This window comes from Leeuwenhoekiella sp. A16, from assembly GCF_047946675.1.
Classification (GTDB): Bacteria; Bacteroidota; Bacteroidia; order Flavobacteriales; family Flavobacteriaceae; genus Leeuwenhoekiella.
Map to the genome: position 1 here is coordinate 2,762,087 of NZ_CP172313.1, position 12,317 is coordinate 2,774,403.

Consider the following 12,317-nt stretch of genomic DNA (forward strand, 5'->3'; position numbering starts at 1 on the left):
CTCCTTTAATTTATTTAGTTTCTGTTCTTAGTTTAATAACCTTGATTTTGACTAATCTCTGCGGTTACATCTATAGTTTCCTGAGGTATCGCATACACTCTCAAATAAGGCTGGGTCACAGCTTTTGCAGTATAAGCGCTGTCGTAGGTGCCAAAACGAATCATTTCTTTACGACGGTTCATTTCCCAATACATTTCAAAACCTATTTCATTATACAGTGTTTCTTCATCGATAGATGCGATAGGTTTCCCGGGAGCATTATCAAACAAAGCTTCACGTGTTCTGCTTGTGCGTAAAAGGTTGATATCTGTTAAAGCACTACCAGTTTGTCCTTTTCTAAAATAGGCTTCTGCTCTCATGCAGTAAATGCCTCCTAATCTGTATAAAGGTATGTCAACTGCGCTGCTTCCGTTTCCGTATTCGGGATCAAATTCCCATTTAAAATTACGCACACCTCGGTTTATTTGATCCTGAGAGAAAACCGCTTGTTGTGGATTATCTAAATCCAATTCTGGAGTAAAGTCCATAGGAACGGTTGTGTTTTTTTCCATATACAGCTTGCTAATGGCGATTCTGCCATCTGTGGACATTTCAAATCCACCTTTACCGTCAAGGGTTGGGCCGTATTGTTGACCGGCTAATAAACCTCTGTTAAAGTGAAACCAAGGCAAGCCGGTGTCTGGTCTTACATCTTCTGCAGGTACGCTGCCAGTAGTGCCATCATTCATAAACCAGGTCCCGTCTGAATAATCATAGTAGCGGTGAAAACGAGGATCATCATGATTACCATCCCAGGTGTAATAAAACTCAGGTTCTACGCTAGAAGCGTTTGTACCTCTGTTATCTGGTGTAGGCTTTTGAGCACGCCCCATAGGCATATATGCAAAGTCATTATCACTTCTGCGTATATTATCATTTTGCTGTGTGACTGCAAATATACTTTCTGAACCTTCAGCATTATCAATGGCAAAATTGTCAAAATAATTACTCTCCAGGCTAAAATTTCCATCAATCAACAAAGAAGTATAATGAATGACTTTATCCATATCATCGCCACTGTTGTCGACAGCTGTTTCTGTAAAATCAAAACTTGAAGAAGCATTGTAGCGATCTTTAAATACAGCTCTGTTTAAATACATATCTGCCAGTAGGGCATAAGCTGCTTGTCTGGTAAAACGACCATTAAAGGTGCGTTGCTGCCCAAGATCTGCAAGTTGAGGGATTATTGATTCAACTTCTGTAATTAAATTATCGATCTCTGTATCTGCCTGCAGAATCTCTAACGAAGCATCTTCAGAAAATGGATCTCTATATGGTGCCTGATTAAATAAGTCTAGAGTTGTGTAAACATAGAAAGCTAATAATCCTCTGGCTTCTGCCAAAAATAACTCATGATTTTCATAATCTGGACTGGCTTGTAAAGATTCTATAGCCGTTAGAGATTTAGTAATTCCGCTGTTTAGGGCATTCCATGTTGAAGCCACTGCAGCGTTGTTAGTACCCCAGGTAAATTCAGTTAAAGCGCGCCATTTACCACCATCTCCCCAGTCACTACCGCGCGTAGGGAGCATGCACTCATCTGTAGGATATTCCTGCAGGCCAAATACATTGCCATGATCTGTAAACGTTCCTTCTGCAAGTTGCCCGTAAGCTGCAGCCATAGCACTTTCTGGATTAGAGCTTTGCCCCCCAATCACTTCGTCTATAACTTCCTCTTCCAGATCTGTACAACTAAAGAGTGTAATGCTAAAAAGAGAGACGAATAATATTTTAGATTTTATATTAGAAATTTTCATTTATTATAATTTAAGAGTTGCACCAATCATATATGATCTTGAACACGGATAGGTGGTATAATCTATACCTATAGATTGATTTCCTCCTGATGAACGCGGACTGTTAATCAAAGGATCATATCCTGAATAGTTGGTGATAGTAAATAAATTTTGAGCACTTAGGTAAAGATTTACCCCTTGCAGCCAGTTTAAATTTTCCACATTAAAACTGTATCCTAATCTGGCATTGTTTAAACGAAGAAAATCTGATTTCTCCATATATAATGTAGAAAGCTGCGGAGTATTTTGTGTGTTAGCGCCCGCTTCATAAAACTCTGCTAAGACATTTCGGTCTGAAGCTAAATTGTTGATGTTTAATGCGAGGTTGGTATTGTTGACCAAATAACCACCGGTCTGGCCAATAAAGGCCAATCCCAGATCCCATCGCTTATAAGTGAGATTTGTGTTGATGCCAAAAGTGAAATTAGGTAAAGCACCTTCAAATATTTGGCGGTCATTACTGTTAATCACTCCATCGTCATTAAAGTCTTCAAAAATGTCAATACCATCTGCGTCAAAACCTAAATGCTTCAACATGTAAAAGGCACCGGCTTCATATCCACTCTTGTAAATGTTTGCGGCTACGCCAGATAATCCCGGGCCTGCAATGCTTCCGGAATACAATTCTGAAACCGGTAGATCTTTGATCTCATTGTTGAGAGTAGCACCGTTAACATCTAATGTTAATGAAAAATCACCAGTATTTACCAGTTGAGAACCAAGAGCAAATTCAAATCCTTTATTCACGATTTCACCGTCTATGTTTTTCCAGATAGTGGTGGTAGGGCTTAATGGTTCTGAAGGAATATTTAAAATGGCATCAGTTGTGGTTTTATTATAATAATCTAATGAACCGTATAATTTATTATCCCATAAACTAAAGTCTAACCCCAGATCAAATTGAGTTACAACTTCCCATTTTAAATCTGGGTTTGCAGTTCTGTTTACGACAATACCATTTATCAAATTAAAGTCGTCATATAAATAATAACCACCGGGAGCAGATTGAGAATAACTAGCCTGAGTGATCTTATTCTGCACTTCCTGATTACCTGTTTGCCCCCAGCTTGCTCTTAATTTTAACTGACTTATTTCTTCAATATTTTGAAGGAAATTTTCTTTATCTAAAGACCAGCCCAATGCAAATGATGGGAAGTAGCCGTATTTATTGTTTTCGCCAAAGCGAGTCGATCCATCTGCGCGTATTGAAGCAGTGACTAAGTATGTATCTGCAAGATTGTAATTAACCCTCCCAAAGTAAGACTGTAATTCATTCTCCTGAGCGTACCCACTAACTACTGATTGTTCTCCCGAATATCCCGGATTGTATTCCGGAGCTACACCGCTGCCCATATCAGCAATGTTTGATATTGAAAAATTAGTGCCAGAGAAGTTGAATTTTTGATAAGAAAAACCACCTAGCACTTCAAATTTGCTTTGATCGAACCCGAATTTATAGGTTAAATAATGTTCCATCAAAGAGCTTTGAGAATCTAGATTATTCTGCACATAAGCCCCGTCAGGAGTACGGTCTGTGACATTAGGATAAATGGTAGAATTTCTTTCAGAACTAGAGCGATCTATCCCTAAATTGAATTTGTACTCTAACCCGTCAATAATTCTTAAAGTAGCTTCAATATTACCTAGTACACGTAGTGTTTCTGTTTTATCATCATAAATATGCAGTAAATACAATGGGTTGTAATGTGCATTCATGTTGAAATTAGTGTACTCACCATTCTCATCAAAAACAGAACGAGTGGGGTTTGCCATTAAGGCATGAATAATAAGCTGCCCATCAGACCCGGCATCTGCGCCGTTAGGAACACCATTTTCATTGATCTGGCTGGCGGTTAAATTCATTTTCACCCTTAATCGCTTATTGTCAAAAAAGGACTCTTCGGCATTTAAACGGGCTGTAGTTCTTTCAAACCCGCTTGTTTCTACAATACCTTCCTGATTCATATAAGATAAAGAAGCATAGTAGTTCCCACTTTCGGTCTTTTTCGCAAAAGAAAAATTATGATTGTGCGTGATCGCATCGCGGTACAATTCATCCTGCCAGTCAGTATTGCCACCATGATCGTAAGAAGGATCTGTTATGGCATCGCGATATTCGCTTGCAGATAAAACATCAATTTTGTTGATGACCTGCGCTACACTTAAATAGGAATCTACTGTAATAGTGGCGTCACCCTTTTTACCTTGTTTAGTAGTAATAATAACAACCCCGTTAGAACCACGTGCTCCATAAATAGCGGCGGCAGAGGCATCTTTAAGAACAGTAATAGACTCAATATCTGATGTGTTTAAGAAATTTAAAGGGTTTTTTGCTGTAGAATTTCCTAAGCCAAAATCTGGGCTTCCTGCACTCACGTTCTCATTACTTAGCGGAACTCCATCAACCACAAATAGTGGAGTACTACCACTACGAATAGACCCGATACCACGAATGGAAACATCTACTCCTGCGCCTGGTTCACCACTGGATTGAACAACACGAACACCGGCAACCTTACCCTGAAGCAGATTGTCTAGAGAAACATTTACGCCTTTTTTAAAGTCATCTGCAGATAACTGACTTACCGCACCGGTAAGGTCTTTTTTAGTCTGGGTACCATATCCTACAACTACTACTTCATCTAATTGAGAAGTGGCTGTTTCTAATTGAATATTTAATGTAGTTTGTCCTGATAAAGCGACCTCGTAGTTTTGAAAACCTACAAAAGAAACTTCCAGAACATCGCCTGTATTTGCTTCTATAGAGAAATTCCCGTCAAAATCTGTTGTTACTCCTGCATTACTCCCTATTACCCTAACAGTAGCTCCAGGCAGCGGAACTCCTTTGTCATCTGTTATTGTACCGGTAATGGTTTGTTGTAGGGAATTGAGGGTTGCGTTATTATAAATTTCAGACTCGGTAAAGGTTGTCGCCTGGCCCAGTTGTGAAAAGAATAAAACCGAAAGACCAAAAAGGATTTCTTTCGATTTTAAATGTGTAATTTTAAAATACATGTATTTAAGTAATTGGTTAACATTGCTTAATTATAATGCCGTAGTTGTTGGTAGCAGCTACGGTTTTTTTTCGCGAAAGCCTATTGCGTGACTCAAGCTTTTTCTGGAGATTTTTACTTGTTTTTGGCTGGTTTTATGTCATTTTAAGGGGTTTTTATTAATTATTTTTCGGGTTTTTAGAGTACCTCTAAATAAATGAATCTGTATTTCTTTCTCTTTTTTTAGAATTTATCATAGGGTTAATTAAAATCTGTTTTCTTCATTTTTCATAACCTTTATAAAAGCTTCAACTAATTTTTGGTTAACATAAACCCGCTTACGAAAAGGTTGTAAATAGTTATAATAAGTAGTTCGTGTTTACATACCTTATTCTTCATTTTACTCTTAGTTAACACAGTCACTCTACTTTTACAGTTGTCTATAAACCTTCTTATGAAAAGATATTTTCTTATTGTTTTAGTTCTTGTCACATACTGTTCTCCTTTCTTATCCTATGGTCAGGAAGAAAAGGATGAGGTATCACAAATCAGAAGAATAAACCAGTTGCAGGTTATTGGGTCACACAACAGTTACAAAAAAGCGATAGCGCCACAACTTTTTAAGTTTTTAGAAAAAAAGGACACAACTGGTGGCATTTACAGTTTGCAGTACGAGCATATTCCTATTATTGATCAATTAAATATGGGTTTGCGCAATCTTGAACTCGATGCATATGCTGACGAGAAAGGAGGGCGCTTTGCAAAACCGAAAGGTTTAGAATGGGTTAGAGAACAACCTGTGTATGACCCAGAGGGCAAAATGAATCTCTCTGGTTTTAAAATGCTGCACGTTCTTGATATTGACTTTAGAAGTGATTATTATCTTTTAGCAGAGTGTTTAGCTGATCTTAGAAAATGGTCTGATGCTCATTCAAATCATGAGACAATTTTTATAACCTTAGAACCTAAGGATGGAGATAGTAATGGTTTTGGAACAACGCCTGAGCCTTTTACAAATGAAATTTTTACAGCACTTGATTCAACCTTATTGCGAAACTTAGGGCGTGATCATATTATAATTCCGGAAGATGTGAAAGGTGATTATTCTACTTTAGAAGAAGCTGTACTCCACAATAACTGGCCAACTTTAAAACAGGGGCAAGGCAAATTTCTTTTTATTTTAGATGCCAAAGGTGAAAAGAGGTATATCTATTCTGAAGGACATCCCTCATTAAACGGAAGAGTGATGTTTATCAATGCAGAAGCAGGCAGTCCCGAAGCTGCCGCTATGATTATAAATGATCCTGAAAATAAAAATATTCCTGAATTAGTAAATAAAGGATATATCATAAGAACCCGCGCTGATGCCAATACTACGGAAGCAAGAAATAATGATTATTCAAATTTTAAAGCTGCTAAAAGTTCAGGGGCACAAATCATTACCACAGACTATTATTTACCCAGTAAACTATTTAAATCTTCATATCATATCAGTTTTGATGACGGTGGTTTTGTAAGAGAGAATCCTTTAAATGGGAAATGATATGGAAATTGCAGACCTTAAGCTAGGAAATTCACAGAAAAATAAAACCCATAATCTTCATTACGGGTTTTTAAATCTAATTTAAATCATCCTTTTATTCAAGCAATAAGTGCAGGGTGACCATTTAATTTTCTGGCTAAATAATGTGCTGTCTTACTTTGTTTGTTCTTTGCCACTTCTTCGGGCGTACCTGTTGCTACCACTTTTCCTCCTTCTTCTCCAGCTCCCGGTCCTATATCAATAACCCAATCACTACCGGCGATTATTTGCATATCATGTTCTACAACAATTACCGTATTTCCTGCATCAACTAATCTTTCCAATTGAAGCTGTAATTTCTCTACATCTGTAGGATGCAATCCTGTTGTAGGTTCATCTAAAATATATAACGTATTCCCTCGATTAGTACGCTGTAATTCTTTAGCAAGCTTTATACGCTGAGCTTCCCCACCAGAAAGTTCTGTGGCGGGCTGTCCCAGACGTAAATATCCTAAACCTACTTCTTTTAAAATTTCAAGTGTTCTAAGTACTCTGTCATCTCTTTCAAAAAAGTCAGTGGCTTGATTAACGGTCATATTTAGAACCTGAGCTATATTTTTATCCTGATAAGTTATTTCTAAGGTTTTATCATTGTAACGTGTACCACTGCATACAGGACAGGGGGCGTATACACTAGGAAGAAATAATAGCTCAACCATAACAAAGCCTTCTCCTTCACAGTTAGGACAACGTCCTTTACCTACATTAAATGAAAATCGGCCGGCATTATACTTGCGTTTTTTAGCCAATTCTGTAGAAGCAAATAATTTTCTTACTATATCAAACAAGCCTGTATATGTTGCCAAGTTAGAACGCGGTGTTCTACCAATAGGTTTCTGATTGACCACGACCATTCGTTTTATGTTTTCGCCGCCAGCAGTAATTTTACCGCCTATTGTTTCTACAACGTCCTGTTGCAAGTCATCATCTTCTTCGTCTTCTGCTGAATGTACTTTACCTAATTGCGCCGACATTAAATCTACCAAAACCTGACTTACCAAACTGCTTTTACCTGAACCTGAAATGCCAGTCACACTGGTTAATACACCTAAAGGAAAAGACACATCAAGATTTGTTAAATTATTTCGGGTAACTTCACTTAATTGCAACCATCCTAAAGGTTCCCGGTGCGCTGGCAATGTAAATGGGCGATCATCAAATAAATGTTCTCTGGTTTTAGATCTTGAAATATTCTTTAAGCCTTCTGGTATGCCACTATATAAGATCTCACCACCACCTTCACCTGCATCCGGACCAACATCTACCAGCCAATCTGCATTGCGAATTACGTCTAATTCATGCTCAACAATAAAAAGCGAATTCCCGCTGGCTTTTAATCTATCTAATGTTTTTAACAGAGCTTCTGTATCAGCTGGATGCAAGCCTGCAGAAGGCTCGTCTAAAACATACACTACACCAAAAAGATTACTACGCACCTGAGTGGCTAATCTTAAACGCTGATGCTCGCCAGGAGATAGGGTAGGTGTAGTACGCTCTAACGATAAGTAACCAAGTCCTAATTCTAACAAAATATCAACACGAGACACAAAATCTTCAGCAATGCGTTGTGCCACTAGAGCTTTCTCCTTATGATCGTTTTCTAATTTAATTAGCCCAGGTGCTGAGCCATCACTATATGGAAAGAAGATTGATCGTAATGTTTTTAGTGGCAGCCTGGAAATATCGGCAATATCATAACCCGCAAAAGTAACTGAAAGTGATTCGCGCTTTAACCGTTTGCCATGACAGACAGGACATTCACTGCTAAGCATGTATTGTGACACACGTTTTTTCATTAACGCACTCTGCGAATTTGCAAATGTGTGTAACACATATTTTTTAGCACCTGTGAACGTACCTTTATAACTGGGTTCAATTTTATTTTTGATAGCACTTTTTACTTCTTTTCGGTTAAAGTCCCGGTATACTGGTACCTGTGGTTGTTCATCAGTAAATAAGATCCAGTCACGGTCTTTTTGTGGAAGATCTTTCCATGGAATGTCAACATCATAACCCAAAGTTACCAGAATGTCACGAAGATTTTTTCCCTGCCAGGCTTTTGGCCATGCATCAATGGCTCGCTCCCTAATGGTTAAAGTATCATCAGGGACCATGCTTTTTTCTGTTACCTGGTATACCCTGCCAAGTCCGTGACATTCTGGACAGGCTCCATCTGCTGTATTGGTTGAAAATGAATCAGCATACAAAAGAGGTTGATTGGCTGGATAATCGCCCGCACGGGAATATAACATGCGTAACAAATTAGACAATGTAGTGACCGAACCTACAGAAGAGCGGTTAGTACCAGTACCGCGTTGCTGCTGTAAGGCCACAGCGGGTGGTAAACCTTCAATTTCATCTACTTCTGGTATTGGCATTTGATGGAAAAGGCGCCTAGCATAGGGCGAAACTGATTCTAGATATCGTCGCTGAGCTTCAGCGTATAAAGTGCCAAAAGCAAGTGAAGACTTTCCTGATCCTGATATCCCCGTAAATACAACCAATGCATCACGCGGAATTTCTAATGAGATATTTTTAAGATTGTTTTGTCGTGCTCCCTTTATAGTTACTAACCCTTTTTCTGTCTTCTCTTTGCTAAGCGTTTGTTTCATGACAGCGGATTGGTCAAAAAACATACCACTAATCAGCTAAGCGTATTTTTTTATTTTAGGAATTGAAGAATATTTATGTTTTTTCCTTATGAACTTACTTCATAATGGCACCATACAAGTTTTAAAAGGACAAACTTAAACTGAGTAAGTAGAAAGCAGCTAATTTCTCAATGACCTGATTCAGAAAAAGCGGTTATATTTTCTAAAAATTCAGTGAGGTTCTCATCTTTTACATTTAATTTTTTTCTAATCCTATATCGTGCTGTTTCAACTCCGCGCACAGATATGTTTAAAAGAGGAGCGATTTCTTTATTGGTTAAATTCATTTTAACAAAGGCACATAGGCGTAATTCCCTTTTTGTTATTGTTGTGTCAATTTCTTTTAATTGATGGAAAAAATTCTGATGTACTTTTTCAAAATGGATATCAAATACATTTAGATATTCTTCCCCCATACGGTGCTGGTTCAGGTTAAACAACACTTCCTGCAAGCGTTTACGAGCTGCTTGAGTTTTTAAAGAGTTTTTAAAATCTTTTAAGGCATTGTAGGTATCCGTAAAAATTTCTTTCTTTTTTACCAGGAGCATGGTATAGTTTGCAAGTTCTTTGCTTTTAGTAAGATTATCTTCTTCCAGCTCTTGCTTGTGTTTTTTTATGCGCGCTTTATCCTGCTCGAGTTTTAACTGCTCAATTTCCAGTTGGAGTAATTTCTTTGATTTTTTAGCAGCCTGTTTTTCTTTTTGTCGCTCCCGCTCAATTTTTTGACTAATTAAGTAAACAGTGATTGCTGTAAGGCCTGTAAAAAGTATAAGATAAAAAATAAATGCTACGTTAGTTTGATACCATGGAGGTGGTATGGTAAAATTAAAAGAAGTTTCATCTGCGGCCTGACCTATTAAATTGCGTGCGCGAACTTTAAATGTATAGGTGCCGGGATGTGGATGTGTGTATTCTTTAAAAGCATTACTATCCCAGTTAGACCATTCATTATCTACCCCTTCTAGTTTATATTGAAATTCTTTTTCTGATGAAGGTGTTAATTGAGGCGCGGCAAACTCAAAACGTAATATATCTATCGGGTCATTTAAATCTGCTTTTTGATGAAGCGGAAGTGGCTTAGACTTTTGATTCTGCTTTTTTGTATAAGTAATACTTGTAAGTATTGTTGCAGGATTTAAATTTTGGGAGCTCTCTTTTGTATCATAAAGAAATAAACCATTTATAGAACCTATAAGGACTTGAGACTTACTGAGTGGCCAAATACTCTCCATACCCCGGTTTAAGCTTCCTTTGAGATTTAGAAATAAATTTTTATGAAGTTCTTTGTTTTCAGAGTCATTATCAAAATAACCAACTTCATCATCTTCCACAAACCATACTCGTGAATCATTTTGTATAATTTTACGAGTATTAAATTTTGGATCGAGAATATCATTTAATGGTTTATATGGAATAAATTTCGTAGAAGTTGAATCAAATGTATAGATTCCGGTATTTGTTGTAAAAATTATAGTATCATTCCAGTTTGTGACATTTACATTAAAGGGGGATTGCAGACCATTTTTATCTGTAAAATGTTCTAATGCAAAAACACGACTTAAATTATCGTTTAATTTGAGTCGGTATACTCCTTTATAACCATGACAAACCCAAAAAGTATTATTGGCGTCAACTTGTAAAATATCTCTTCCAGATTCATTAAACCCTTTTATCTTTTCATTTAAAATCCAGCTTCCGTTAGTGAAAGTTAATGGGTATAAGCCATAATAACTGGCAGCAATAAATGTGTTAGACTTGCCCTGCACTGGTATAACTTTCCATATACCATTTGCACCACCTATTCTTACAGGTTTGTTTTTGTCAAGGTAAAACAGTCCTTTATCATGGCTAATTAGAATTTTGCCCTTTTGTTTAGTAATAGACCACGACTGACCTTCAAGATTCTGTACTTTTTCAAAATTTAAAGTATTAATATCGTAATTAGAAATGTCAAATTTTGAATAGAAAACTCCAGTATTTGTGGCAAGATAAAGCGTGTCTTTATCCAAATAAATATCTGATATGGATGAAGAATCAAAAAGATGGGATACAGGTGAATTAAACTCAACATAGTCTAAACCATTATTCATTAAAACCCAGAGACTATTTTCATCCTGAGAAGATTGAACATCTAATATGGTTGAGTTAAACAACTTCAAAAAGGATGAGGGTTTTCTAATAAGTTCACCATTTTGCCGTAGTATCATTAATTTAGAGCTAAGTGTGCCAAGCAAATAATCATTCTTATACATTTTTGCACTAATTATTTGTTCCTGTTCTTCAGGATTAAATAGATTTTTCAATTCTGTTAATGTGCCTTTATTTCTATCAGCTTTCAGGATCACTCCAGATTTAGTGACAATGAGCAATTCATTTTCTTGGTTGGTTGGTAAAAAAGCGACTACAGAGCCTTCATTTTCGGGAAATTGAAAAGATTTTTTAAGACTCATGGATTGAGGATCAAATTCCATAATTCCAAAATTCATATCCTGAACATAGTAATGATCTCCCACTACTCCAGATTGAATAAAGCGATTGTTAGCTTGAATGTGGGTAGCTGTACTACCAGTAACAACAATAAGCTCTGTAAAGGATCTATAAATTAAATATCCTCGAAAGTCATGAACTTGCCATAGATTTTCAATTTTCTCATTGTCTAATTTGAGCTGTTCATTTTGAGAATTAAAAAAGTAATTACCTAAAGAATCCCGATCAATAGTTCCAATTTGATTGAAACCTCCAGCATGTACAACATTGTCTGTTGTTGTAATAAGACTGCGTACTGTAGAATGATTTGGTAAAGTTACCTTCTGCCATCTTTCACCATCAAACACGAGGACCCCGTCATTATTACCAAAGTAGAGTATGCCATTTTTATCTTCGCTCATTGTCCAAAACTGACCATCCGCATGAAAATCATTGCGACTATAATGTGTGATTTTAGGAATTATACCACTTGTATTGCGTGGTATTTCCTGTGCAGAACATATATAAAAAGACCAAAAGGTCATTCCAAAAAGTATTTTTAAAATAAGTTTTATTAGCATTTTATATAAAAAAGATGTGTGTTAAAAATTCAGAAGATAAGTGCGAGCAAAAATATCATTAATTAAATATAAAAATATTTTTTATTCATCTGAAAATCAAATTAAAATGAAAATTGACGTATAAATGACGTATATATTTAACATTGTGGCGTAACTCAAGTGTATCGATTTAGAGATAAGTCGAATTATGATATTTTAATTTAGTCGCT

Annotated in this window: 5 protein-coding genes; 1 reads left to right on the top strand and 4 read right to left on the bottom strand. The window is 36.7% G+C overall.

The features are described 5' to 3' along the window. Window positions 1-32: 32 nt before the first annotated feature. Both ACH3O9_RS12195 and ACH3O9_RS12200 read right to left on the bottom strand, forming a co-directional pair. Window positions 33-1,796: a RagB/SusD family nutrient uptake outer membrane protein gene (locus tag ACH3O9_RS12195; RefSeq protein WP_416440804.1), complete on the bottom strand. Its 1,764-nt coding sequence runs from the start codon at window positions 1,794-1,796 to the stop codon at window positions 33-35. 3 nt (window positions 1,797-1,799) lie between these two features. Further along, entirely contained in the window at window positions 1,800-4,850 is a 3,051-nt protein-coding gene (locus ACH3O9_RS12200) for a SusC/RagA family TonB-linked outer membrane protein (RefSeq protein WP_416440806.1), read from the bottom strand. A 432-nt stretch (window positions 4,851-5,282) separates the two neighbouring features. On the opposite strand from ACH3O9_RS12200, the gene ACH3O9_RS12205 reads away from it, so the two are divergent. After that, window positions 5,283-6,371: a phosphatidylinositol-specific phospholipase C1-like protein gene (locus ACH3O9_RS12205; RefSeq protein WP_416440808.1), complete on the top strand. Its 1,089-nt coding sequence runs from the start codon at window positions 5,283-5,285 to the stop codon at window positions 6,369-6,371. Between the two features lie 98 nt (window positions 6,372-6,469). Here the strand turns inward: ACH3O9_RS12205 and uvrA are convergent, their stop codons facing one another. Further along, entirely contained in the window at window positions 6,470-9,022 is a 2,553-nt protein-coding gene (uvrA, locus tag ACH3O9_RS12210; protein WP_416440810.1) for an excinuclease ABC subunit UvrA, read from the bottom strand. 167 nt (window positions 9,023-9,189) lie between these two features. Beyond that, window positions 9,190-12,072: a triple tyrosine motif-containing protein gene (locus ACH3O9_RS12215; protein ID WP_416440812.1), complete on the bottom strand. Its 2,883-nt coding sequence runs from the start codon at window positions 12,070-12,072 to the stop codon at window positions 9,190-9,192. Window positions 12,073-12,317 lie beyond the last annotated feature (245 nt).

Coding starts and splice junctions, on each gene's coding strand:
- ACH3O9_RS12195 (WP_416440804.1), bottom strand. CDS start 1,796: ATGAAAATTTCTAATATAAAATCTAAAATATTATTCGTCTCTCTTTTT.
- ACH3O9_RS12200 (WP_416440806.1), bottom strand. CDS start 4,850: ATGTATTTTAAAATTACACATTTAAAATCGAAAGAAATCCTTTTTGGT.
- ACH3O9_RS12205 (WP_416440808.1), top strand. CDS start 5,283: ATGAAAAGATATTTTCTTATTGTTTTAGTTCTTGTCACATACTGTTCT.
- uvrA (WP_416440810.1), bottom strand. CDS start 9,022: ATGAAACAAACGCTTAGCAAAGAGAAGACAGAAAAAGGGTTAGTAACT.
- ACH3O9_RS12215 (WP_416440812.1), bottom strand. CDS start 12,072: ATGACCTTTTGGTCTTTTTATATATGTTCTGCACAGGAAATACCACGC.